The 24,398-nt window shown below is 68.5% G+C and carries 23 protein-coding genes; 7 read left to right on the forward strand and 16 right to left on the reverse strand.

Features of this window, described 5'->3' with window-relative positions; all coding sequences use genetic code 11:
* Positions 1-14: 14 nt before the first annotated feature.
* The 5 genes from NVS83_RS21280 to zapE all read right to left on the reverse strand — a co-directional run bounded on the left by NVS83_RS21280 (position 15) and on the right by zapE (position 7,503).
* Positions 15-2,981: a 2-oxoglutarate dehydrogenase E1 component gene (locus tag NVS83_RS21280; protein WP_258741156.1), complete on the reverse strand. Its 2,967-nt coding sequence runs from the start codon at positions 2,979-2,981 to the stop codon at positions 15-17.
* A gap of 218 nt (positions 2,982-3,199) precedes the next feature.
* Positions 3,200-3,805, reverse strand: coding sequence for an FkbM family methyltransferase (locus NVS83_RS21285; RefSeq protein WP_258733903.1), 606 nt, complete (start codon positions 3,803-3,805; stop codon positions 3,200-3,202).
* 461 nt (positions 3,806-4,266) lie between these two features.
* Positions 4,267-5,232 (reverse strand): malate dehydrogenase, encoded by a 966-nt coding sequence (mdh, locus tag NVS83_RS21290; RefSeq protein WP_258741157.1) that lies wholly within the window; start codon positions 5,230-5,232, stop codon positions 4,267-4,269.
* Positions 5,233-5,484: 252 nt separating this feature from the next.
* Positions 5,485-6,198: a DUF1003 domain-containing protein gene (locus NVS83_RS21295; RefSeq protein WP_258741159.1), complete on the reverse strand. Its 714-nt coding sequence runs from the start codon at positions 6,196-6,198 to the stop codon at positions 5,485-5,487.
* A gap of 81 nt (positions 6,199-6,279) precedes the next feature.
* Positions 6,280-7,503 (reverse strand): cell division protein ZapE, encoded by a 1,224-nt coding sequence (gene zapE, locus NVS83_RS21300; RefSeq protein WP_258741160.1) that lies wholly within the window; start codon positions 7,501-7,503, stop codon positions 6,280-6,282.
* Positions 7,504-7,816: 313 nt separating this feature from the next.
* Here zapE and NVS83_RS21305 point away from each other — a divergent pair, with 313 nt between their 5' ends.
* The 3 genes from NVS83_RS21305 (at position 7,817) to NVS83_RS21315 (ending at position 10,579) form a co-directional block, all read left to right on the forward strand.
* Positions 7,817-8,644 (forward strand): S1 family peptidase, encoded by an 828-nt coding sequence (locus tag NVS83_RS21305; RefSeq protein WP_258741162.1) that lies wholly within the window; start codon positions 7,817-7,819, stop codon positions 8,642-8,644.
* Positions 8,645-8,879: 235 nt separating this feature from the next.
* On the forward strand, positions 8,880-9,551 hold the full coding sequence (locus NVS83_RS21310) for a GNAT family N-acetyltransferase (RefSeq protein ID WP_258741163.1): 672 nt from the start codon (positions 8,880-8,882) through the stop codon (positions 9,549-9,551).
* A gap of 389 nt (positions 9,552-9,940) precedes the next feature.
* A complete protein-coding gene (locus tag NVS83_RS21315; protein ID WP_258741164.1) occupies positions 9,941-10,579 on the forward strand; it encodes a CAP domain-containing protein in 639 nt (212 codons plus the stop codon).
* Positions 10,580-10,607: 28 nt separating this feature from the next.
* On the opposite strand, the gene NVS83_RS21320 is transcribed toward NVS83_RS21315, so the two are convergent.
* Together NVS83_RS21320 and NVS83_RS21325 are read right to left on the reverse strand one after the other, a co-directional pair.
* Positions 10,608-11,735 carry a CobW family GTP-binding protein gene (locus tag NVS83_RS21320; RefSeq protein ID WP_258741165.1) on the reverse strand — a complete coding sequence of 376 codons (1,128 nt, stop codon included), beginning with the start codon at positions 11,733-11,735 and terminating at the stop codon, positions 10,608-10,610.
* A 58-nt stretch (positions 11,736-11,793) separates the two neighbouring features.
* Complete coding sequence (locus NVS83_RS21325; protein WP_258741166.1) at positions 11,794-13,095, reverse strand: D-alanyl-D-alanine carboxypeptidase family protein; 1,302 nt, start codon at positions 13,093-13,095, stop codon at positions 11,794-11,796.
* A 241-nt stretch (positions 13,096-13,336) separates the two neighbouring features.
* Here NVS83_RS21325 and hisE point away from each other — a divergent pair, with 241 nt between their 5' ends.
* A complete protein-coding gene (hisE, locus tag NVS83_RS21330) occupies positions 13,337-13,762 on the forward strand; it encodes a phosphoribosyl-ATP diphosphatase (protein WP_258741167.1) in 426 nt (141 codons plus the stop codon).
* 44 nt (positions 13,763-13,806) lie between these two features.
* Positions 13,807-14,388: a YqaA family protein gene (locus NVS83_RS21335; RefSeq protein ID WP_258741168.1), complete on the forward strand. Its 582-nt coding sequence runs from the start codon at positions 13,807-13,809 to the stop codon at positions 14,386-14,388.
* An 18-nt stretch (positions 14,389-14,406) separates the two neighbouring features.
* On the opposite strand, the gene cysW is transcribed toward NVS83_RS21335, so the two are convergent.
* From cysW to NVS83_RS21380, 9 genes are all read right to left on the reverse strand, one after another.
* Positions 14,407-15,243 (reverse strand): sulfate ABC transporter permease subunit CysW, encoded by an 837-nt coding sequence (gene cysW / locus NVS83_RS21340; RefSeq protein WP_258741169.1) that lies wholly within the window; start codon positions 15,241-15,243, stop codon positions 14,407-14,409.
* Positions 15,240-16,100, reverse strand: coding sequence for a sulfate ABC transporter permease subunit CysT (gene cysT, locus NVS83_RS21345; protein WP_258734077.1), 861 nt, complete (start codon positions 16,098-16,100; stop codon positions 15,240-15,242). The genes cysW and cysT overlap by 4 nt, the downstream gene beginning before the upstream one ends.
* Positions 16,101-16,217: 117 nt before the next feature.
* Entirely contained in the window at positions 16,218-17,234 is a 1,017-nt protein-coding gene (locus NVS83_RS21350) for a sulfate ABC transporter substrate-binding protein (RefSeq protein WP_258741170.1), read from the reverse strand.
* A gap of 205 nt (positions 17,235-17,439) precedes the next feature.
* Positions 17,440-18,180: a phosphoadenylyl-sulfate reductase gene (locus NVS83_RS21355; protein ID WP_258741171.1), complete on the reverse strand. Its 741-nt coding sequence runs from the start codon at positions 18,178-18,180 to the stop codon at positions 17,440-17,442.
* 16 nt (positions 18,181-18,196) lie between these two features.
* The gene (locus NVS83_RS21360; protein WP_258741172.1) at positions 18,197-18,703 is read right to left on the reverse strand and encodes a DUF934 domain-containing protein; all 507 of its coding nucleotides are present in this window, start codon (positions 18,701-18,703) and stop codon (positions 18,197-18,199) included.
* A complete protein-coding gene (locus NVS83_RS21365; RefSeq protein WP_258741173.1) occupies positions 18,690-20,345 on the reverse strand; it encodes a nitrite/sulfite reductase in 1,656 nt (551 codons plus the stop codon). The genes NVS83_RS21360 and NVS83_RS21365 overlap by 14 nt, the downstream gene beginning before the upstream one ends.
* A 25-nt stretch (positions 20,346-20,370) precedes the next feature.
* Positions 20,371-20,706 (reverse strand): DUF2849 domain-containing protein, encoded by a 336-nt coding sequence (locus NVS83_RS21370; protein ID WP_258741174.1) that lies wholly within the window; start codon positions 20,704-20,706, stop codon positions 20,371-20,373.
* A 121-nt stretch (positions 20,707-20,827) separates the two neighbouring features.
* Positions 20,828-21,586, reverse strand: coding sequence for a DUF429 domain-containing protein (locus tag NVS83_RS21375; RefSeq protein ID WP_258741175.1), 759 nt, complete (start codon positions 21,584-21,586; stop codon positions 20,828-20,830).
* Positions 21,587-21,611: 25 nt separating this feature from the next.
* On the reverse strand, positions 21,612-22,784 hold the full coding sequence (locus NVS83_RS21380) for an NAD(P)/FAD-dependent oxidoreductase (RefSeq protein WP_258741176.1): 1,173 nt from the start codon (positions 22,782-22,784) through the stop codon (positions 21,612-21,614).
* Positions 22,785-22,875: 91 nt separating this feature from the next.
* Between NVS83_RS21380 and NVS83_RS21385 the strand changes: the two genes are divergently transcribed.
* Positions 22,876-23,775, forward strand: a complete 900-nt coding sequence (locus NVS83_RS21385) for an HpcH/HpaI aldolase/citrate lyase family protein (RefSeq protein WP_258741178.1) — start codon at positions 22,876-22,878, stop codon at positions 23,773-23,775.
* A 12-nt stretch (positions 23,776-23,787) separates the two neighbouring features.
* Positions 23,788-23,991: a DUF1737 domain-containing protein gene (locus NVS83_RS21390; RefSeq protein ID WP_258741179.1), complete on the forward strand. Its 204-nt coding sequence runs from the start codon at positions 23,788-23,790 to the stop codon at positions 23,989-23,991.
* Positions 23,992-24,398 lie beyond the last annotated feature (407 nt).

Here is a 24,398-nt window from a genome sequence, read left to right on the forward strand (position 1 = left end):
CGCCCGCCGGTGGCTCAGCCCAGGGCGTCCGCGAGGAACGCCTTGAGCTGGGCGAGATGCTTGGACATCAGGCCGGTCGCCGTGGCCGCGGAGGCGGGACGGCCGGTGTAGCGCGGACGGGCCGAAGCGGAGCCGGCCGCCTCCAGCACCCATTCCAGATAGGGCTGGACGAAGGCCCAGGCACCCTGGTTCTTCGGCTCTTCCTGGCACCAGACGATCTCCGCCTGCTTGAAGCGGGAGAGCTCCTGCACCAGCGTCTTCAGCGGGAACGGGAACAGCTGCTCCAGCCGCAGCAGGTAGATGTCGTCGGCGCCGAGCCGCTCGCGCTCCTCATAGAGGTCGTAATAGACCTTGCCGGTGCACATCACGACGCGCCGGATCTCGTTATCCGGCTTCAGGTCGATCGCGTCCGGCGCCTTGTGGCCGGAGGAGGCGTCGGCGTCGTCCCACAGCACGCGGTGGAACGAGGTGCCCGCGCCCATCTCCGACAGCCGCGAGACGGCGCGCTTGTGGCGCAGCAGGCTCTTCGGTGTCATCAGGATCAGCGGCTTGCGGAAGTCGCGCTTCAGCTGGCGCCGCAGGATGTGGAAATAGTTCGCCGGCGTCGTGCAGTTGGCGACCTGCATGTTGTCCTCGGCGCACATCTGCAGATAGCGCTCGAGGCGGGCCGAGGAGTGCTCGGGGCCCTGGCCCTCATAGCCGTGCGGCAGCAGGCACACGAGGCCCGACATGCGCAGCCACTTGCGCTCGCCCGAGGACAGGAACTGGTCGAACACCACCTGCGCGCCGTTGGCGAAGTCGCCGAACTGCGCCTCCCACATGGTCAGCGCATTGGGCTCGGAGAGCGAGTAGCCGTACTCGAAGCCGAGCACCGCCTCCTCCGAGAGCATCGAATTGATGACCTCGTAGCGGGCCTGGTTCTCGCGCAGATGGTTGATCGGGGTGAAGCGCTCTTCGTTCTCCTGGTCGATCAGCACCGAATGGCGCTGCGAGAAGGTGCCGCGCTCGCTGTCCTGGCCGGACAGGCGCACCGGGTTGCCGTCGAGCAGCAGTGTGCTGAAGGCGAGCGCCTCGCCGGTCGACCAGTCGATGCCGGCGCCGTCCTGCAGGATCGCCTTGCGGCGGGAGTCGAGGAAGCGCTGGATCGTGCGGTGGACGTGGAAGCCCTCCGGCACGGTGGTGATCTTGTCGCCGATCTCGCGCAGCAGGTCGAGCTCGACCCCGGTGACGCCGCGGCGCGGGTCGTCCGCGTCCGCCGCCACCTTGAGCCCGGCCCAGCGGCCGTCGAGCCAGTCCGCCTTGTTGGGCTTGTAGGCCTGGCCGGCGTCGTACTCGCCGTCGAGCCGCGAGCGCCACTCGGCGCGCATGGTGTCGATCTCGCCCGGCTCCAGCACGCCCTCGGCCTCGAGCTTCTTCGAGTAGATCTCGAGCGTGGTCGGGTGCTGCTTGATCGCCTTGTACATCAAGGGCTGGGTGAAGGCCGGCTCGTCGCCCTCATTGTGACCGAAGCGGCGGTAGCAGAACATGTCGACCACCACCGGCTTGTGGAACAGCTGGCGGAACTCGGTGGCGATCTTGGCGGCGAAGGTGACGGCTTCCGGGTCGTCGCCATTCACGTGGAAGATCGGCGCCTCGATGGTCTTGGCGACATCGGACGGATAGGGCGAGGAGCGCGAGAAGCGCGGATAGGTGGTGAAGCCGATCTGGTTGTTGATGATGAAGTGGATCGACCCGCCGGTGCGGTGCCCCTTCAGCCCGGACAGGCCGAGGCACTCCGCCACCACGCCCTGGCCGGCGAAGGCGGCGTCGCCGTGCAGCAGCAGCGGCAGCACCTGGGTGCGGTCGGCGTCGCCGAGCAGGTCCTGCTTGGCGCGCGCCTTGCCGAGCACCACCGGGTCGACGATCTCCAGATGCGAGGGGTTGGCGGTCAGCGACAGATGCACCTGGTTGCCGTCGAACTCGCGGTCCGAAGAGGCGCCGAGGTGGTACTTCACGTCGCCCGAGCCCTCGACCTCGTCGGGAGCCCAGGAGCCGCCCTTGAACTCGTGGAACAGCGCGCGGTGCGGCTTGCCCATCACCTGGGTCAGCACGTTGAGGCGGCCGCGATGGGCCATGCCGAAGACGACCTCCTTCACGCCGAGATTGCCGCCGCGCTTGATGATCTGCTCGAGCGCCGGGATCAGGCTCTCGCCGCCATCGAGGCCGAAGCGCTTGGTGCCGGTGTAGCGTACGTCGAGGAACTTCTCGAAGCCCTCGGCCTCCACCAGCTTGTTGAGGATGGCGCGCTTGCCCTCGCGGGTGAAGCTGATCTCCTTGTCCGGGCCCTCGATGCGCTCCTGGATCCACGCCTTCTCCTCGGGCGAGGAGATGTGCATGAACTCGACGCCGAGCGTCTGGCAGTAGGTGCGCTGGAGGATCGCGACCATCTGGCGGACGGTGGCGAACTCCATGCCCAGCACGTGGTCGATGAAGATCGGCCGGTCGAGGTCGGCCTCGCGGAAGCCGTAGGAGGCGGGGTCGAGCTCGGGCGCGGTGCGCTCGGGCTCGAGGCCGAGCGGGTCCAGCTTGGCGTGCAGGTGGCCGCGCATGCGGTAGGCGCGGATCATCATCAGCGCCTTGACGGAATCGCGGGTGGCCTGCTGCACGTCGGCGGAGCTGAGCTCGACGCCGGTCTTCTGGACCCGCGCGCTGACCTTCTCGCCAACCGCCTTCTCGACCTCGATCCAGTTGCCGTCCATGGCCGAGACCAGCTCGCCATTGGCGTGGATCGGCCAGTTGTCCCGCTTCCAGGAGGCGCCCCGGGCGCTCTTCTCGACGTCGGCTGGGGCGTCCTTCAGCCCGGCGAAGAAAGCCTGCCACTCGGCGTCCACCGAGGTGGGGTCGGCTTCGTAGCGGGCGTAGAGATCTTCGATCCAGCCCGCATTGGCGCCGTAGAGGAAGGAGGTGTTGAGAAAGGCGTCGTTGCTGTCCGCGCGTGCCATGGGTCTATCCCTGATGGTCGGTCGAGCCAGGGTCTTATGCGCCATGGGGCGCCGAAAACCAAGGTAGCGATAGCTTATACGAACGGCGCACCGACCATCACACGTTCGCGTTCCGTCCGCTTTATTGACTTACATCCCGAAATGGCTGTCCAGACATGCAATAGTTGCTGAGCGAAGCCGCTCGGCTCCCGACGGCGGGAGCCGAGTACTATGACCGTTCACTCGATCGAGCGATCCTCGAACAGGTAGTCGTGAAAGGTCAGCGTGTCCTTCAACCTGTACCATGGCTTCAGATACTCCTCGACCTCCGGCAGCATCTCGGTCTCGACCAGGATGTAGCGCGGCTTGTGCCGCTCGAAGTCCAGACCCTGCAGGACCGGGATCTCGAAGCCCTCCACGTCCAGCGAGAAGAAGTCGACCTTGTCGATGCCGTGCTCCGTGAGCAGCGACGACAGCGCCCGAACCGGCACCGTGATGCTGCTCGCCGTCGCGCGGCTGCGCTTCTTCTCGCCATTCGCCACGGTGGTGGTGAGGTCGGAGACGCTGAGCTCCAGCGTGTCGCCGTCCCTTTCCTTCGGACCGAGCGCGACATTCGCCACCGGCGCCTTGCGGAAGCGCCGGGCGAGGCCGGCCAACTCCGGCACCGGCTCGATCAGGAGGCCGGACCACTGCCGATAGGCTTCGAGATACCAGGTATTGGATTGAGAGATGCCGTCGTTCGCTCCCACCTCGATGAACGTTCCGTTCTTGCCCGGGAGATAGTTCAGCATCTTGCGGTCAAGATCGAACAGCGCCGGGAAAGCATCGCGGCCGATAGCCGCCATGCTCCTGAAGTATATGTATTTGAGGTGCTTTTTTTGCCAGGCGCCTAAGGGCAATTTCTGGAACAGGTAACGCAGCATTGAGATGACACCCCCGGATTGGTCAGCGCCCACCTGTACCATTCCCGCAGGCGGGCCGCCTACGGAATGATGCACGGACCAAGCCAATCGCGGCACCTGCCGCCCGCAAACAAAACGGCGCGCGGATTGCCCGCCCGCCGGCCGCGGATGGGAAGCGCCGAAGGCCCCTGTCCGCCGTGCCGGGCGGCTGCGAGGGCGGCGCCATCCGAGGGCCCCCGCCTGCGGCTCCAGATGGGCCGCCACGGGCACCGCGCTCGCCGCGGCGAGCGCCGCTCCTGCGATGTCGGTTCCCACTTGAGCTGGCGGCGTCATGGCGGTGTTCCTGCCTGCCGGGAGCGCTCGCCCGGGCGGCTTGCCGACCCGGGAGAGCGGCGCCTCCCGGCCTACTGACCGAGGTCGGGCGCGATCTTCTGGCACTCCGACACGAGTTCCTGGACCGAGGCGATCGACTTGTCGAGCATCGCCCGCTCGCCCTTGTCGAGGCTGATCTCGACCACGCGCTCCATGCCCTTGGCGCCGATGATGACCGGCACGCCGAGATAGAGGTCCTTCACGCCGTACTCGCCGGTGAGGAAGGCGGCGGCCGGCAGCAGGCGCTTCTTGTCGCGCAGATAGGAGGTCGCCATCTCGATGGCCGAGGCGGCCGGGGCGTAGAAGGCCGAACCCGTCTTGAGCAGGTTGACGATCTCGCCGCCGCCCTTGCGGGTGCGGTCGACGATGGCGTCGACGCGTTCCTGCGTGGTCCAGCCCATGGAGACGAGGTCCGGCAGCGGGATGCCGGCGACGCCGGAATAGCGCACCAGCGGCACCATGTCGTCGCCATGGCCGCCGAGCACGAAGGCGGTGACGTCCTCGACCGAGACATCGAACTCGTCGGCGAGGAAGTAGCGGAAGCGGGCCGAGTCCAGCACGCCGGCCATGCCGACGACCTTGTGGGTCGGCAGGCCCGAGGCCTTCTGCAGCGCCCACACCATGGCGTCGAGCGGGTTGGTGATGCAGATCACGAACGCGTCGGGGGCGTATTTGGCGATGCCCGCGCCGACCTGCTCCATGACCTTGAGATTGATGCCGAGAAGGTCCGAGCGGCTCATGCCCGGCTTGCGCGGAACGCCGGCGGTGACGATGACGACGTCGGCGCCCTCGATCGCCTCATAGCTGTTGGTGCCCGCGAGCTTGGCGTCGAAGCCCAGCACCGGCGAGGCCTCGGCAATGTCCAGGCTCTTGCCCTGAGGAATACCTTCGGCCACGTCGAACAGGACGACGTCGCCGAGTTCCTTGAGCCCCGCGAGAAGGGCCAGAGTGCCGCCGATCTGGCCAGCCCCGATCAGTGCAATCTTTGCTCGAGCCATGAGATTTCCTGACGTTTCGAAAAGGTGCGGCGGACTGCCGCGCGGGCATCGGATAGCCCTTATCGCCGGAGCGTTCAAGCGATGAAGGGCCTCGATGTTAACGGGTCGGGTAAGACTTTTCGCTCATTACTTTGGCATACCAAATACACGGCCTGGAAAGACGTAAATGCACGTACAATTCACCCTGATCTGCGCATGGAACATGGCAGATAAGCCTGTGCGTGGGGTCTCGGGCGCCGGTCGCATGCGTGCCTAGCGCCGGCGCGCCGCCAGGTCCTCCATCAGCTCGATCTGGATCTCCTGGATCTCGGCGAGGCGCTCCCACTGGTGGGTGAGCATGTGGTCGATCTTCTCGTGCAGATGCCGGATCTCGAGCTCGGCCTTGAGGTTCACCCGGTAGTCGTTCTCCGAGCGCAGCCGGTCCTTCGCCTCCTGCCGCTTCTGGCTCATCATGATCACCGGCGCCTGCAGCGCGGCGATGCAGGAGAGCACGAGGTTGAGCAGGATGAAGGGGTAGGGGTCGAAGATGCCGGCGAGGCCGAGCATGTTCACCATCATCCACACGGTGATGAAGACCATGAAGGAGATGATGAACACCCAGCTCCCGCCGAAGGAGGCGATCGTGTCGGCCGCCCGCTCGCCGAAGCTGCGGTTGCTGTCGATCTCCTCCTCGACGTTCTCGGTGAGGATGTCGTTCTTGGCCAGGCTCTCGATCACGTCATTGTCGAGCTGGCTGAGGTCGCCGCGCTCGGCCTGCAGCGTGGCGGCGATGTAGGCGGCGCGCTCCTTGGCGAGAGCGGCGCGCGAGATCATCGCGTCCGGCGCCAGCTCGGGATGGAGCGAGCGGATATGGTCAGCGAGCGCGGGGCGCAGCAGGTCGAGCCGCACGCCGTCATGATGCGACAGGATGCGCCCGGTGAGGGCGCATTTGTGCACGACGTGTTCGCTGTGTCTGTTCCTGTTCATCGTGCCGTGCCCGTCGTCATCGACCTAACTGACTTTCGTGACGGAGATTTCACGGCGGCGGGCCGGCGATCAAGCCCGTCGTCAGGTTTCGACCAGGCCCGTGGCGTTGCCGCTGGCCTCGGAATCGCCGCGCCCGTGCGGGCGGGCGATATAGTCGGAGGAGCGCATCTCGTGCAGGCGCGAGACCGTGCGCGCCCATTCGAACGCCTCCGCCCCCTCGGTGCCGGCATAGAGCGTCTCGGCCTCGGCCTCGGCGGAGGCGACCACCTTGACGCCCTTCTCGTAGAGCTCGTCGATCAGCGTGATGAAGCGTTTCGCCTCGTTGCGCCGGTCCTGGTCGAGCTGGGGAATGTGGTCGATGAGGATGGTGTGATAGGCGCGGGCGAGGCGCAGATAGTCGGCCGCGCCGAGCGGATTGCCGCACAGATCCTCGAAGCTGAAGCGCGCCGCGCCGGCGCCGGCATGGGGCACGTGGATGGTGCGCCCGGCGGAGGTGATGGATGCCGGCGCGCCGCCGTCGGTTCCCGCCACGCGCCGCCAGATGATGTCCATCTCATGGTCGATCTCGGCCATGCTCTGCTGCGGCCCGGCGACGTACCAGGTGCGCACGCCGCCGAGCTTCTCCATGCGGTAGTCGGTGGGCGATTCGATCTGCACCACCTCCATGTGCTGCTCGATCATCGCGATGAAGGGCAGGAAGAGCGCGCGGTTGAGGCCGCCCTTGTAGAGGTCCTGCGGCGCGACGTTGGAGGTGGCGACGATGACGACGCCGAAGTCGAACAGCTTCTCGAACAGCCGGCCGAGGATCATCGCGTCGGCGATGTCGGTGACGTGGAACTCGTCGAAGCACAGCAGCCAGGCTTCCTCGTAGAGCGCGGCGGCGACGATGGCGATCGGGTCGCCCTCCTTGATCCGGCCCGACTTCATGTCGCCGCGCACCTGATGGATGCGCGCATGCACGTCGATCATGAATTCGTGGAAGTGGGCCCGGCGCTTGCGCTTGCGCACCGCGACGCTCTCGTAGAACAGGTCGACCAGCATCGTCTTGCCGCGCCCGACCGCGCCGTGGATGTAGAGCCCGCGCACCTTCGGGATGGTGTCCTCGCGCCGGGCAAACAGCCAGCCGAGCGCCGAGGACTTGCGTGCCAGCCGGCGCGTGGCGATCCGCTGCTCGAGCTGGGCCAGCGCGGCCACGATCTTGGCCTGGCCCGGATCGGGCGCGATGTCGCCCGCCGCCATGCGCGCGACGTAGCGCGCCGCAAGCACGGATCCGCCGGCTTCCGCCGTCAGCGCGATGTCCGCCATATCGGACTACTCCCAACTGTGCCGCGCACGCTTACCGGGCGCAGTGCGGCGCGGCAAGCGCCGGCCGGTCACTTGCCGGCCGGCCACCTATGGGAAGGCGGCCGGCCGGTCGGGCGGTCGTGTGGACCCGATCGGGACTGAATGCAATGCCGGCGGCCGCCGTCCGGTTTTTTCGTGTCACGGGCGCCGGAACTTTTTCCCCGCCATCACGTTGTCTCTTCCTTGCCTTGACCTCGCCCGGTTCGTCCGGCCACTCTGACGGCGTTCAGATGCGGGCGGAGTGCGGATGCGGCGGGGCGGTCTTTTCAGCACCATGCGGGGGCTCTTTTCGGTGATGGTGGCGCTGATCGCGCCTGTCACCGGCCATGCCGTCGAGCGCAAGAACGCGGCGACGGTGAGCATTTCATCCTCGGCCATCATGATCGACGGCGACGACCGGCTGACACCGGCCGATTATGCGCGCGCCAACCGGCTCTCCACCGCGCAGCTCGCCACGCGCTTCGGCGCCACCGGCATCGTGAGCTGCGGCGGGGCGGTCGGCACCGGCCAGCTCGTCGGCGCGGACAATGTGGTGGTGACGGCGGCCCATGTGCTGTTCGCGCCGGACGGGAAGGCGCGGGCCTCCTCCTGCGTGTTCGCGCTCGATGCCGGCGGGCGGCGGCAGGTGGTGGAGCTGCGGCTCGACGGGGTGATCAGCGGCAGCCGTTCGCCCTATGCCTTTCCGGCGATCCGCGACTGGGCGGTGGCGCCGCTCGCGGCCCCGGTCGCCGGCGCGCATCCCTATCGGCTCGCGCGGACGATGAAGGTTCCCGGCGCGATCGTGCTCGCCGCGGCGGCGCGGGGCACGCATGAGAACCCCTCGCTGCAGGACTGCCGGGCGCGCCAGGTGACCGCCGAGGGTGAGGGCATGCGCGAGGTCGCAATCGACTGCGACGCGGAGGGCGGCGCGTCCGGCGCGGCGCTGCTCGACCGGCAGGGCGACTTCCTCGGGGTCTATGTCGGCTTCCGCTCGACCCATCCCGGCACCGCCGGCCCGTTTTCCATGCAGCACTACAATTTCGGCGTCACCGCCGACGGCGACCTGCGGCAGGCCGTGACCGAGCTCGTGAACCGCGGGCGGCAGCTCAGCGCCAACCGGTAACGGGCGGTTCCCCGCCTGCGGGCGGGGTGACGTGGGCGTTTCGCCTCGCGCGTGTTGCCACGTCGGGGAATGAGGCGCAGCTTTGGCGCCGGCTCGTCATGTGCGCATGCGAGCCATGCAGGCGCACAAGTTGTCATATGTTGCGACGCGTCTATGTATGCTGCGCCGCAATATCGAGCGGCGATTTGTGAGATCACCATAGAGATTCGACATGGTCACGTCCGCCACGATGCCCATGAGCACCAGGTCCGACAGCGCCGGGCCCACGAACGCTGCGCCTGCCGCCGTTGCCACGGCCCCGGCCGGCCGTGCCGCGCGCCATCATGCGCTCGCCGGGGGCCATATCCGCAAGCTGCTTGCTGCTGAGCGCCACCTGCTGCTCGAGCATTTCCTGCGGCTCGACCCGCTCAGCCGCTTCATGCGCTTCGGCGGCGTGATTTCCGATGCCGCGCTCGCCCGCCACGCCACCCGCGTGATGACCGGCGACGCGCTGGCGCTCGGCTATTTCGTCGATGGCGAACTGCGCGCGGTGGCGGAGCTCCATCCGCTGCCCAAGCGCGAGGGCAAGCCCACGTCGGCCGAAGCGGCGTTCAGCGTCGAGCGGGACTGGCAGGGCAAGGGCATTGGATCGGCGCTGATGGAACAGCTCGTCCTCTTGGCGCAGAACCGCGACATCGAGGAGCTGCAGGTCGTGTTCCTGCCGAACAATGGCCGGATGAAGCGCCTCGCGGTGCATGGCGCGGCGGATTTCTCGCTCGACGAGGACGAGGTCGTCGGCCGCCTGAAGGCGCCGCATGCGACCGTGTTCTCGCGTCTGCGCGAATTCATCGGCGACACCTTCTCGGTCTTCTCGTCGGCATTCGACCTGCAGGAACGCTCGCTGCCGCCCTCGCTGCGCGGCAACTGAGCCCCGCGGGCGGCCCTTGGTGACGCTGCGGCGTCAAAGCCGTGAAGGGCCGGCGCTCTGCCTTGATTTGGCTGCGATCGCACGTGAGACAGGGGGCTCCTGCATGTGAGCCGCCTGCAATCATGGTCCCGCGCCCCATTCCTTTCGACGTCGGCCGGCCACGGCTCGGCCGCGCCTGTCCCGTCGCCGCGACGGAACGGCTCGAGGCGCATGTGGGCACCACCGGCTCCGCGGCCCCGGCTGCTAGAATGGCCGGTAGCCGTCCGGCTGCGCCTTCATTCTCCACTGTCCTGAGCGGACCGCCCGGCCCGGTGACGAGGCCGGGTCCTATCCGCGCGCCCGCTCCCGCTCCGTTCCCTCACGATCCCACGGATCCATAAGAGCTTTTCATGCCCGCTCCCCTTGCCAAACGCCTTGCCGGAGCCGCCCTCCTCGCCCTGCTTCTGGCGGGATGTTCTTCCGGCCCGGAGATGGTGCCGGTCGACGACACCTTCTATGCGAACATCGCCAAGGGCGGGTCGCTCGACCCCGAGGCGGCGGCCTCGCTGCTGAGCGACTACCGCAAGGGTCACGGGCTGCCGGCGGTCACCATCGACCCGACGCTGATGGCGGTGGCCGAGCGTCAGGCCAAGGCCATGGCCTCTGCCGACAAGCTTTCCCACGACATCGGCGGGCGCTCGCTCACCACGCGGCTCAAGGCGGCGGGGTTCACCGGGCTGAAGGCGGCGGAGAATGTCGGCGCCGGCTATCACACTTTGGCCGAGGCCTTCTCGGGCTGGCGCGATTCCCCCTCGCACAACAAGAACATGCTGATGCCGGGCGCGACCCGGCTCGGCATCGCGGCGGTGCGCGCGCCGCGCAGCAAGTACGCGGTCTACTGGGCGATGGTGATCGGCGTGCCGGACCCGAAGGTCGAGGCCGCGCAGGCCGCGGCGCAGGCTGCCGCCCAGCAAGGCGGGGGCGCTCCGGCGCCGGCCGGCGGCGACACGCAGGTGCTCATCAATGGCGCCCCGGTGCCGGGGCAGTAACGCGGCAAAGACCACCGGCGAGCGGCGCTCAGCGCCGCATCGTCGCCGGCGCCAAGGGGTTGTCGGCGAGCACCGCGCCGTCCGGCTGGTCCGGCATCGGCAGCCCCATGAAGGCGTCGAACAGGCGCCGGATCACCGCCGGCTCGACGTCGCGCACGATCATCACCAGCCGGGTGCGGTGGTCGTCATCCGGCCAGCCGGCAAGCTGGCTCGGCGGATGCAGCACGTGCTGCACGCCGTGCAGGACGAGCGGGCGGTCCGGGTCCTCGGCCAGCTTCACGATGCCCTTGAGGCGCAGCAGCTTGCTGCCATGGGTGCCGCGCACCAGCTCCAGGAACATGTCGATCGCCGCCGCCGCCGCCGGCGCCTCGGTGGCGAGGGTGAAGGCGCGGATGCGGTCGTCGTGCCGGTTCGGGTCGTGGACATGGCCGCGCGCTTCCGCCTCGGCCGCGTCGACCGCCTCGTCGGCCAGCCAGCGCGCGACGTCGGGAATCTTGGTCGAGGGATCGAACAGTCCGGCATCGAGCAGCGCCGCCGGCGTCGCCTCGCCGCGGGCGGCGTCGAGCACCGGCGCGGCGGGGGCGAGGGCGCGGAGCCGGCGCCGCAGATCGTCCAGCCGCGCGGCCTCCTCGGGCGTCGTCACGAGGTCGGTCTTGGTGAGCACGATCCGGTCCGAGATCGCCGCCTGGCGCACGGATTCGGGATGCTCGTCCAGCGTGGCGCCGCCATTGATCGCGTCGACCACGGTGACGACGCCGTCGAGCCGGAAGCGCATCACCAGATAGGGATGCATCATCAGCACGTGGAGGATCGGCGCCGGGTCGGCAAGGCCGGTGGTCTCGATGAGGATGCGGCGGAAGGGCGGAATGGCGCCGTTGTCCATCCGGCGCAGCAGCTGCTCCAGCCCCTCCACGAGGTCGCCGCGCACGGTGCAGCACAGGCAGCCCGAGGCGAGCAGCACGGTGGCGTCGTCGAAATGCTGGACCAGCAGGTGGTCGAGGCCGATCTCGCCGAATTCGTTGATCAGCACGGCGGTGTCGGCGAGCCCCGGCTCCTTCAGCAGGCGGTTGAGCAGGGTGGTCTTGCCGGCGCCCAGGAACCCGGTCAGCAGCGTGACCGGAATCGGTTCCGGCGGCTGGCGCGGCATGTCGGTCATCGTCGGGATCCTTCCGTTCCGGTTCCGCAGGGCCTGCCGGAGCCGGAACCGGCTGGGCTCACTTCGGCGGCGCGGGCACCGCCGGATAGGTGGGGGCGGGGGCCGGCCGCGGCAATGGCTTGGCCGGCGGGCGCGGCGCGGTGGTGGCGAGCGCCTTCGTCTTCTTGGTGGTGACGGTCTTCTTGGCCGGCGGCGCGGGATAGGCGTCGGCGAGCGCGTCGTCGCTCGGATAGGGACCGACCCAGACGTCGACCGGCGGCATGGAGGGCGGCAGGTTCTGGAGCAGGCTGGCGCCGGTGACGTTGTCGCCGAGGCTGCCCATGCCGGCGGCGACGAAGCTCGACGAGCTGGAGGAATCGCTGTCGTCGTCCTCCGAGGCCGTGTTCTTGCGCTTGCCGCCGCAGACCTGCGCGCGCATGTCGGTGGGCGGGCCGCCCTCGTTGCGCAGCGAATCCACCGTCGGGGCCACGGCGCCGAAGATCTTCCACGAATGCTGGAAGCCCTTCTCCAGCAGCAGCGCGGCCTCCTCGGTGCGCTCGCGCCCGGAATTGGTGCCGAGCACGATGGCGAGGATGCGCTTGTCGCCGCGCTTGGCGCTGGCGACCAGGTTGAAGCCGGAGGCGCAGATGAAGCCGGTCTTCATGCCTTCCGCGCCGGGATAGCGGTCGATCAGCTTGTTGTAGTTGCGGATCACCCGGCTGCCGAGCTTGATGGCGGGAATGCTGAACAGCTTCGCCCGCTCTGGGAACTCGGTGTAGATGGCGCGGGCGAGCACGGCGAGGTCGCGGGCGGTGGTGATCTGTCCCGGCGAGGGCAGGCCGTTCGGGTTGTCGTAATGCGTGCCGTCCATGCCGAGCTCGCGGGCGGTGAAGTTCATCTCCTCCACGAAGCCCGGCAGGCTGCCGCCGACGCCCTGGGCGAGCGCGATGGCGATGTCGTTGGCCGACTTGACCAGCATCATCTTCAGCGCGTTGTCGATGGTGATCTGGGTGCCGATCTTGAAGCCCATCTTCGAGGGCTCCTGGGCCGCCGCCTCGGGCGTCATGGTGATGAGCGTTTCGGGCGTCACGCGGCCGGCGCGCAGCGCCTTGAAGGTGACATAGGCGGTCATCAGCTTGGTCACCGAGGCCGGGTACCACGGCTTGGTGGCGTCCTCGGCGAGCAGCACCTTGCCGCTGTCGATCTCGATGACGAGCTTCGGCGTGGCATGGGCCGTCGCCGTCAGGCCGATCGTGGCGGCGAGGGCGAGGCTGCCGAGGAGGACGCTGCCGGGGATGAGGGTGCCCAGCGCGCGCCGGGCGAAGGCGAGACCGGCGCGGCGGGGATGGCGGAGGGTGCGGAAGGACGAAAAGTTCAGCACGCTTCTGATCCGTCTCCAGCTTGGCGCGGCTTCAAGGCTCTCTTCTGCACCTCATACTCCCTTCCCTGCTGCGGAGCAAAATGCGCGGGCGCCTCGCCGGCCTGCCATGCTTCACAGGATCGAGAACACACGCCGGCCGGGCCGGAGCGCGCGGCCGGGGCGGCCATTAGCGGGGCCAAGACAGGCTGCGACGCGTTATCCCGCCATAACCTCTTCATCCAATTGCCTCTAGGATGAATCCATGACTGATTCGATTCGCCGCCTGCACGAGGCCGTGACCGCGACGCGCGACGGGATGAACTCCTCGCCGCGCACGGCGAAGCTGTTCGCCAGGGGCCGCGGCTTCATCGCCAAGAAGGTGGCGGAGGAAGCGGTCGAGGTGGCGCTCGACGGCGTGTGCGGCGACCGTGCGGGAGCGGTGCGCGAGAGCGCGGATCTGATCTACAATCGGATCGTGCTATGGGCCGATCTCGGCATCGAGCCGGAGGAGGTGTGGTCCGAGATGCAGCGACGCGAGCAACTGCTCGGCATGGCCGAGAAGCTGCCCAAGCGCCGCTTCGCCGCGGAGCCCGATTCCGGTTCGGCCAAATCTGCGGCCCAGTCTGCGTCCAAATCCGCGCTCGAGTTCTCGGGCGAGGGCCCCGGCCCGGGTGCACGCCGTCGCTGAGCCTTTCCGAACGCCCGCCTTACCCCTTCCGCCGGGACCTCTCCATGCTGCGCCGCCTCTATCAGTGGGTCATCGATCTCTCCGAGCGCCCGTCCGCTCCCTGGGCGCTGGCCGGCGTGTCCTTCGCCGAGAGCTCGTTCTTCCCGGTGCCGCCGGACGTGATGCTGGTGCCGATGTGCGTCGCGCGCCCGAAGCTCGCCTGGTGGTACGCGCTCATCTGCACGCTGGCCTCGGTCGTCGGCGGCCTGTTCGGCTACGCCATCGGCGCGCTGCTCTATGAATCGGTCGGGATGTTCCTGATCCACCTCTACGGCTATGGCGACAAGGTCGAGGCGTTCTCGCAGGCGTACCAGCACTACGGGCACTGGATCATCCTCATCAAGGGGCTGACCCCGATCCCCTACAAGGTGGTGACCATCACCTCGGGCTTCGCCCATTACAGCCTGTTCTGGTTCATCGTGCTGTCGGTCATCACCCGCGGCCTGCGCTTCTTCATGGTCGCGGGGCTGCTGTACTGGATCGGCCCCTCGGCGCGGACTTTCATCGAGGAGCGGCTGGGACTGGTGACGGTGGTGTTTGCCGTCGTGCTGGTCGGCGGGATCGTGGGCTCGCTCTACCTGTTCTGAACCCCGCTCCCGCCCCCTTCAGTGCCCGCGATGGCGGGCGCCGATGCGCGCCTCCAGCGCCGCCTTGGCCAGCAGGGTGACGATCGCCAGCAGGGCCAGCAGCGAGGCGACGGCGAAGGACGCCTGGAACTGGTACTCGTTGTAGAGGATCTCGACCTGCAGCGGGATGGTGTTGGTCTCGCCCCGGACATGGCCCGAGACGACTGACACGGCGCCGAACTCGCCCATCGCGCGGGCATTGCAGAGCAGCACCCCGTAGAGCAGCGCCCACCTTATGTTGGGCAGCGTGACGCGCGTGAAGACGCGCCAGCCATCGGCGCCGAGCGTGACGGCAGCCTCCTCCTCGGCCGTGCCCTGCTCCTGCATCAGCGGGATCAGCTCGCGGGCGACGAAGGGAAAGGTGACGAACACGGTGGCGAGGGTGATGCCCGGCCAGGCGAAGATGATCTTCCAGCCTTTGTCGATCAGCCAGCCGCCGAAGAAGCCCTGCGCGCCGAACAGCAGCACGAAGACGAGGCCGGCGATCACCGGCGAGACGGAGAACGGCAGGTCGATGAGCGTGATCAGGAAGCTCTTGCCGGGAAAGGAGAACTTCGTGATCGCCCAGGCCATGACCAGCCCCATGGCGGCGTTGAGGCCGACCGAGAGCGCGGTGACCAGCAGCGTGAGCTCGATCGCGGCGAGCGCGTCCGGCTCGACGAGCGCGCGCGCATAGGCCGCCCAGCCCTTCGACAGCGCCTGCGCGAAGACGTTGACGAGCGGCAGCACGATGAACAGGCCGATGACGAGGCCTGCGGCGGCGATGACCGCCCGTCGCACCGGGGCGGGCTCGGCATGAACGTTGTCCGGCTTCATGACAACCGTCCCGTGCGGGCCTGCGACCAGCGCTGCAGGGCGTTTATGACGAAGAGTAGGAGGAAGGCGGCCACCAGCATGGTCGCGGCGATGGCCGTGGCGTCCGCATAGCGGAATTCCTCCAGCCGGATCACGATCAGCAGCGGGGCGATCTCCGACACGTTGGGCAGGTTGCCGGCGATGAAGATGACTGAGCCGTATTCGCCGACCGCGCGGGCGAAGGCGAGCGCGAAGCCGGTGAGGAAGGCGGGAAACACCGCCGGCAGGACGATGCGCCGGATGGTGGTCCAGCGCCCCGCGCCGAGGGTGGCGGCGGCCTCTTCGAGGTCGCGGTCGAGATCCTCCAGCACCGGCTGGACGGTGCGCACCACGAAGGGCAGCCCGATGAAGATCAGCGCGACCAGGATGCCGAGCGGGGTGAACGCCACCTTGATGCCGAACGGCGCCAGCAGGGCGCCGATCCACCCGTTTTCCGCATAGAGCGTGGTGAGCGCGATGCCGGCGACGGCGGTGGGCAGGGCGAAGGGGATGTCGATCAGCGCGTCGAGTACCCGCCGGCCGGGGAAGTCGTAGCGCGTCAGCGCCCAGACGATGACGGCGCCGAAGACGAGGTTGAGCGCCGCGGCGGCGAGCGACAGGCCGAACGAGATCTTCAGCGCGTTCAGCGTCCGGGTCGCGGTCAATATGCCGAGGATGCGCGCCGGCGAGAGCTCCGCCGTCTTCAGGAACAGCCCGGCGAGCGGGATGAGCACGACGAGGCCGAGCCACAGCAGCGTCAGCCCCATGGTGAGGCCGAAGCCGGGAAGCACGTGCCCGGCGCGCCGGGCCGGCAGAAGGGCGGCGGCGCCGGCGTTCATCGGCGGGTCGAGGACGGTTTCGCTCACGGCGGGTCTCCGGCGGCGTTCGGACGAGGCGTCCGCCCGGACGACCGGGGTCGTCGGGCGGACGGGCGGCGCGTGGTCCGGGAAGGCGGGTCAGTTCGAGTAGATCTGGTCGAAGACGCCGCCATCGGCGAAGTGGGTCTGCTGCGCCTTGCGCCAGCCGCCGAAGATCGGGTCGTCGATGGTGACGAGATCGACCTTGGGGAACTGGTCCTTGTACTGCGCGGCGATCTCGGGATCGCGCGGGCGGTAGAAGTTCTCCGCCGCCAGCTTCTGGCCCTCCTTCGAGTAGAGCAGCTTGAGATAGGCCTCGGCGGCGGCGCGGGTGCCTTTGCGGTCGACGTTCTTGTCGACCACGGCGACCGGCGGTTCGGCGAGGATCGAGAGCGAGGGCACGACGATGTCGAACTTGTCGGCGCCGAGTTCGCGCTGCGAGAGGAAGGCCTCGTTCTCCCAGGCGAGCAGTACGTCGCCGACCCCGCGCTCGGTGAAGGTGATGGTGGAGCCGCGCGCCCCGGTGTCGAGCACCGGCACGTTCCTGAACAGGGCGGCGAGATAGTCCTTCGCCTTGTCTTCGGAGCCGTATTTGCGCAGCGCATAGGCCCAACCGGCGAGGTAGTTCCAGCGCGCCCCGCCCGAGGTCTTCGGGTTCGGCGTGATGACCTGGATGCCGGGCTTCACGAGATCGTCCCAGTCCTTGATGCCCTTGGGATTTCCCTTGCGGACCAGGAACACGATGGTCGAGGTGTAGGGCGAGGAATTGTCGGGCAGGCGCTTCTGCCAGTCCGGTGCGATGAGGCCGCGATCGGCGATGGCGTCGATGTCGTAGGCGAGGGCCAGGGTGACGACGTCGGCATCGAGCCCGTCGATCACCGAGCGGGCCTGCTTGCCCGAGCCGCCATGCGAGGCCTTGACCTCGACACTCTTGCCGGTCTGCGCCTGATACTCGTGCGCGAACAGCTCGTTGAACTTCGCGTAGAGCTCGCGCGTCGGGTCGTAGGAGACGTTGAGCAGGGTGACGTCGGCGGCGCGCACGGGCGCGGGCGAGGCGACGGAGCCGACAAGGGCGATGAGCGCGGCGGCGGCCGCGGGCGCGAAATTCAATCGCATGGATTCTTCTCCCCGAATGAGGCGCCCGGTGCCAATGCCCCTCGGCGCGAAGGCTGTGGGAGGAAGATTTCCACCAGTAAATGATATGGTCAATATAGAATATCGATTTACTAGAAAATAATCTAACCCATTGAAAACACTGGACTAGACATGCCGATACAGGCGCTGCGAACGGGAGCCGCAGCGCCTGTATTTCAAGAGGAGATCAGAGGGTCGAGAGCAGCGTGTGGATGCCGCACTCCGCCTTGTCGCGCCCCCGCCAGCGACCGGCACGGCCGTCCTCGTCGGGACGGGCGCGGCTGGTGCAGGGCATGCAGCCGACGGAGGCGAAGCCCTTGGCGGCGAGCGGGTGCGGCGGCAGGTCGAAGCGCGCGCGGGCGGCTTCCAGATCCGCCCGCTCCAGCGTGGCGAGCGGGTTGAACTTCAGCCGGCTGCCGTCGCGTTCGACCACCGGGATGCTGGAGCGCAGCCCGCCCTGGTAGCGCTTGCGCCCGTTCAGCCAGCCATCGAAGCCGGCGAGCGCGCGCGCCAGCGGCTCGACCTTGCGGATGCGGCAGCAGGCGTCCGGGTCGCTGTCCCACAGGCTGCGGTCGCCGTCGAGCGCGGCGAGGCGGTCAGCGTCCGGGTGAATGGTGCGTACGTCGGTGAGGCCGAGCCGGTCGATCAGCGTGTCGCGATAGGCCAGCGTCTCCTCGAACAGCCAACCGGTGTCGAGGAAGACCACGGGCAGCGTGCGGTCGACCTCGGCCATGAAGGCGAGCAGCACCGCCGATTCCGTGCCGAAGGACGAGACGAGGCACAGCTTGCCCGGCGCGACATTGTCGATGGCGGCCGCGATGATCTCGGTCGGGCTCGCCTCGGCCAGTGCGCACGACAGGCCGCCTACGTCGTCCTTGCAGGGCACGGAGCCCTCATTGGAGAGGTCGAGACGCTGGGCGATGGTCATGGAGAATGCTCCGGGATCATTCCGGGCGCGCCGTGCGGCCGAGCCGCTGGCGCAGGAGGCTGGGACGTTGATCCGTTGCCGGCTGGTAGAAGGCGCTGTAGCGGTGCACCGCCTCTTCGAAGGCGGCGGCGTCGGCCTGCTTGACGGCCTCGATCTGGTCGAAGCCCGAGCGCTGCATGAGCAGGAACTGGTCCTGCAGCACGTTGCCCACCGCCCTGAGCGGCCCGGTCCAGCCGAGCCGTTCGCGCAGCAGCCGGGCCTGGCTGTAGGCTCGCCCGTCGCGGAAGATCGGGAACACCAGCGCGATCAGCGAGAGCTGGCCGAGATAGGGCTCGATCTCGCCGATGGGGCGGTCGTTCGGCCAGATGACGCCGACCGGCGCCTGCCGGCCCTTGAGCGCCTCGGCCTCACGCAGGAAGCGGTCGATGCCGATCAGCACCGGCGCGCCCTCGGGCAGCGCCTCGTCGTCGCCGATGCGGTGGAAGCGGTCCTCGACCACGCGGCCTTTCTCAATGAGCGGCATAGACGCGCTCCTTGAAAGGCTCGACGCCGAGACGGGCGACGGTGTCGACGAACAGTTCCTGCGGGCCGGAGCGCAGCTCCATATAGGTGGCGACCACGTCCTCCACGAGGCCGGGCACCTGGTCGTAGGAGACCGCCGGGCCGAGCAGCGTGCCGAGTTGGGCCTGCTCGTCGGCGCGCCCGCCGAGCGTGATCTGGAAGAACTCCTGGCCGTTCTTCTCGACTCCCAGAATGCCGATATGGCCGACATGGTGGTGGCCGCAGGCGTTGATGCAGCCCGAGATGTTGATGTGCAGCCGACCGATGCCGCGCGCCTTGTCGAGATCGGCGAAGCGCTTGGCGATCTCCTGCGCCACCGGGATCGCGCGGGTATTGGCCAGCGCGCAATAATCGAGGCCGGGGCAGGAGATGATGTCGTTGACGAGGTTGACGTTCGGCGTGGCGAGCCCGGCCGCGTCGAGCCGGCGCCAGAGCTCCGGCAGGTCGCGCCTGGCGACGCTCGGCAGGCAGAGGTTCTGCTCGTGGCCGACGCGGATCTCACCGAAGGCATGGGCATCGGCGAGGTCGGCGATCACGTCCATCTGGTCGGCGGTGGCGTCGCCCGGAGGGGCGCCGACCGGCTTGAGCGAGATGGTGACGATCGAATAGCCCGGCACCTTGTGGGGGTGGACCGAATTGGCGAACCAGGTGGCGAAGCGCGGGTCCGCCATCGCCGCGGTGAACTCGGCCGGCTCGTCGTCCAGCGCCTCATAGGTGGGATAGATGAAGCGCGAGCGGATCTCCTCGATCATCTCGTCGGTCAGGTGCAGCGCGCCGTCGCGGATCGCCGCCCATTCGGCCTCGACCGCCTTCGAGAATTCCTCGGCGCCGATCTCGTGCACCAGGATCTTGATGCGGGCCTTGTAGATGTTGTCGCGGCGCCCGTACTGATTGTACACGCGCATGATGGCTTCGATGTAGCTCAGCAGCTCGCGCACCGGCAGGAACGGGCGGATCGACTTGCCGACGAAGGGCGTGCGCCCGAGTCCGCCGCCGACCAGCACCTCGAAGCCGAGCTCGCCCGCCTCGTTGCGGTGCAGGCGCAGGCCGACATCGTGGACCTTGATGGCGGCGCGGTCGTGCCCGGCGGCGGTGATGGCGATCTTGAACTTGCGCGGCAGGTAGGTGAACTCGGGATGCAGCGTCGAGTACTGGCGCAGGATCTCGGCCCAGATGCGCGGGTCGTCGAACTCGCCCGGCACCGCGCCGGCCCACTGGTCGGTGGTGACGTTGCGGATGCAGTTGCCCGAGGTCTGGATGCCGTGCACGCCGACCTCGGCGAGCTCCGCCATGGCGTCGGGCAGGTTCTCCAGCTTGATCCAGTTGAACTGGATGTTCTGCCGGGTGGTGAAATGGCCGTAGCCGCGGTCATAGGTGCGCGCGACATGGGCCATGCGGCGAAGCTGGGCCGCGGACAGCGTGCCATAGGGGATGGCGACGCGCAGCATATAGGCGTGAAGCTGAAGATAGACGCCGTTCATCAGCCGGAGCGGCTTGAACTCGTCCTCGTTCAGCGCGCCCGCGAGGCGGCGGTTCACCTGATCGCGGAATTCCGCCACTCGTTCGGCGAGGAAGGCGCGATCGAATTCGTCATAGACGTACATGGGCTTCGCTTCGGCTGTAGGCGGCTCAGGCCGCCGGCAGGTCGGCGCCCGGGGCGCCGGGCAGGGTGAAAGTCGGGCCGGCGACGCGGATGCGCTCGCGCAGGTTCCCCGGCCGGACGGTGCCGTCCTCGGCGACGACGACCGGGGCGACATAGGCGCCGACCGCATCGGTGTGACGGACGGAGGCGCTCTCGAGCAGGGCGATGGCCTCCGGCGCGGTGGTGACGACGGCCGCGTCGGCGAGGTCGGTCGACCAGCCGCCCGCCGCGGTCCGCCAGACCACCACGCCGTCGCTCAGGCGGTTGGCCGTGACGGCGACGGGGCCGTTGACCTTCAGTTTCTGCTGCTGCGGAGCGGCCATTGCCCGGAAAGTCCTGTCATTAGAGTCTCTACAACGAACATAACACGAAATGGATGCGTGCAAAGGCCATTTAAACACACGGATCATGTGTGTTTAAAATCAAGCAGAATATGTCTGTGAATTATGCCTGAATGCAGATGGGCAGGCCGTGCCTATCCCTGTCGGGTGGCGAAGGGAAGGCACGCGCCCGTCCTTCGGCGATGCACCGGGCGGTCCAGGCCGCCGCGCAGGCGTCGAGGAGATCGTCCGCGCCGACCCCGATCGCACGCGCCCGCGCGGCGGCGGTGATGTCCTCGCCGAAACCTTGCGCGGCAAGGAGTTGGCGGCGCAGGACCAGCCCCGGCCCGTGCGGCGCGTTCTTCACCTTCTTGGCGATCGGCACCGGCGCCTCGCCGTTCATCGCCCAGAAGCTGACCTCCGGATGGCATTCGTGGAGCCGCGTGCGCAGGGAAGGGTGCTCGCGCAGCAGCGTGTCGATCTCGCCGATCCTCGGCATGATGTGGAAGGCCTGCTTGGCCAGGGCGCGCGGTGGATCGGAAGTTGCGCGGGCGACAGCGCAGGCATGCCGATAGCGCAGGCCTTCCTCCGGATGGGCCGCCGCGTCCAGCGCCGCAGCGACCGCTGCGCGCGAGGGGATGGAGAACACGCTCGACTGGCGGGCGCCGAGAAGCGGGCGCACCAGCCGCTCCGGTGCGCGACCTTTCGGCCCGATCCGGTCCGGCAGCCCGATCGGCATGTCGATGGCGGCGATATCGGGCGCGTCCGGCCGGGCGAACAACTCGCCGACACAGGCGATGCGCTCGGCCCGCATCGCGCCGCCCGACTCGACGATGACCGCGACCCAGCCGCCCTCGCAACCATCGATGCCGGCGACGCGCATCGCGCTCCTCCCGTCGGTCCGCCGGTCAGATGATGTTCAGCTCCGCATGCGGGCGCCCGGCGGCGATGCGTTCATAGCCGAACACGTCGAGGTCGAGCGAGACCGAGCGGCCATGCACGATCCATTCGGCAATGGCGCGGCCGGCGGCGGGTGCCTGCTGCAGTCCGTGGCCGGAGAAGCCGTTGATGAAGTAGAAATTGCCGATCTCCGGGTGCGGCCCGATCACCGCGTTGTGGTCGAGCAGGTTCATCTCGTAATGGCCGGCCCAGGCGCGCACCACCTTCAGCTCCTCCATGGCGGGAATGCGGTGGGCGAGGGCGGGCCAGATGCCTTCCTCGAACACCGACCAGTCGACCTCGAAATCCTCGCCGGCATCGGGATCGTTGTCCTCCGGCGGCGGGGCGCCGCAGATCTGGTAGGCGCCCTCGGGCCGGATGTAGAAGCCGGTCGGGTCGACGAGCAGGGGAAGGCGTGGCAGCGGCGTGCGGCAGTGGAGCACGAAGACACAGCGCTTGCGCCCTTCCACCGGCAGCGCGAGGCCTGCCATGGCGGCGACCCTGCCGGCGCGAGGGCCGGCGGCATTGACCAGCACGCCGCAGCCGAAGCGCCGCCCGTCCGCCAGCGTGACGCAGGTGATGCGCCCGCCCTCGCACGCGATCGCCGTCACCTCTCCGGTGACGAACTGCGCGCCCTGCGCTTTTGCGGCCGCGCGCGTGCAGGTGAGCAGCGCATGGGCGTCGAACCAGCCCTCGCCCGAGCGGCCATAGGCGCCGGCGGCGAGATCCTCGACGTTGAGCCAGGGGAAGGTCGCGGCGAGCGCGTCGGGCGCGAGCAGGTCGATGTCGGCGCCCTCCGCCTTCTGCATCCGGTGATTGGCCTCGAGCACCGGCAGGCCGGCGGCGCTGGCGAGGATGAGATAGCCGCCCTCGTGCCAGGCGAGATCGGCGTCGGGCCCGAAGCGCTCCTTCGCGCCGCGCAGGAACTCCAGCCCGAACAGAGACATGCGGATGTTCTCTGGGATGGAGAACTGCTGGCGCAGCGAGGCGGCCGACAGGGTGGTGGAGGAATGCGCGAAGCTCGGGTCGCGCTCGATGACGGCGACCCGGCCGTGAAAGCCGGGATCGCGCGTGAGGAAATAGGCCGTCATGGCGCCCATGATGGCGCCGCCGACGATGAGCACGTCGAAACTGTCGTCCATGATCCGGTCCCGGGCCGACGGCACCGACTGGCCGTGCGCCTGACAGCCGGATAGGCTCGAAATGGATTTCTGCCAATTAGCCGAGCGAATCATGTCCCCAGCCCTCCGCCCCCGCCGCAGCGTGCTCTACATGCCGGGCGCCAATGCCCGCGCGCTTGAAAAGGCGCGCAGCCTCGACTGCGACGGCGTCATCATCGACCTCGAGGACGCGGTGGCGCCCGATGCCAAGGCCGGGGCCCGCGCCCTGGTGGCGGAGGCGCTCGCCGCCGGCGGCTTCGGCCATCGCGAGGTGGTGGTGCGCGTCAATGGCGCCGACACGCCCTGGTTCGAGGACGACCTCGCCGCCTTCGCGGCCACGGCGGCGACCGGCGCGGGGCCGGACGCGGTGCTGATCCCCAAGGTGGCCGATCCGGAGACGCTGCGCGTGACCGGGCGGCGGCTCGATGCGCTGGGCGCGCCCGTCGGGCTCAAGGTGTGGGCGATGATCGAGACGCCGCTCGCGGTGCTGAAGGCGGGCGAGATCGCGCTGGCCGCCCGCGACCCGCTGAGCCGGCTCGCCGTGCTGGTGCTCGGCACCAACGATCTCTCGAAGGAGACCGGCGCGCGGATCGTGCCCAGCCGCGCGCCGATGCAGGCCTGGCTGTCGCTCTGCGTGCTCGCGGCGCGGGCCGGCGGGGTCGACGTGCTCGACGGGGTGTGGAACGGCTTTCGCGACCTCGAGGGCTTCGCGCGCGAATGCGTGGAGGCGGCCGATCTCGGCTTCGACGGCAAGACGCTGATCCACCCGACCCAGATCGAGCCCTGCAACGCCGCCTTCTCGCCGCCCGAGAAGGAAGTGGACGAGGCGCGGATGCTGATCGAGGTGTTCGACCGGCCCGAGAACGCCGCCAAGGGCGTGCTGCAGATAGAGGGTCGGATGTTCGAGCGCATGCATGCCGACATTGCGCGCAAGACGGTGGCGCTCGCCGAGGCCATCGCGGCGCGGAACTGAGGAAAGACGAGAATGAAGCTCTATCGCTATCTCACGGGACCGGACGACGTGTCCTTCTGCAAGCGCGTCTCGGCGGCGCTGAACCGCGGCTGGCAGCTCCAAGGCAGCCCGACCCTGACCTTCGACCCGCTGAAGGGCCGGGTGATCTGCGGCCAGGCGATCGTGAAGGAGGTCGAGGGCGAGTGGTCGGAGGACATCGTGCTTTCCGAGCAGTAGGGCCGCGTTTCCGGCGCCAAGTGGCGGAGGGAAAAGAAGGGCGCGTGGCGCTTATGTGCAGGCCGGCGCGCGCTTTTGGGCGGGAGCCGGTGGGAATCGGTGCCCGGATGCCGCCGATCCAGGGCCTAGACGAAAGTCCGACGCGCCGCCGCCGGAGGGTGGCCGGAGACGCGGCGCGAGAAGCGTAAGAAATGCTAACCTATTGAAAGGTAGCCAATTATCGCTTTTGCCGGGTGGAGTTGTCCACCGAGGGCGGACTGTGTCGCTTTTGTAAAAATCCCCGTTGACATTATCCGCGGGGTCCCCTTATAAAGCGGCCATCGACGGGGCGCGCCGCTGACGCGGTGCTTTTGCTCCTCAGGTTGATCCCGACAGAGACGAGGTCTTCGGACCGGCGGTCGCCGGCG

The organism is Ancylobacter mangrovi, from assembly GCF_024752335.1.
Classification (GTDB): Bacteria; Pseudomonadota; Alphaproteobacteria; order Rhizobiales; family Xanthobacteraceae; genus Ancylobacter; species Ancylobacter mangrovi.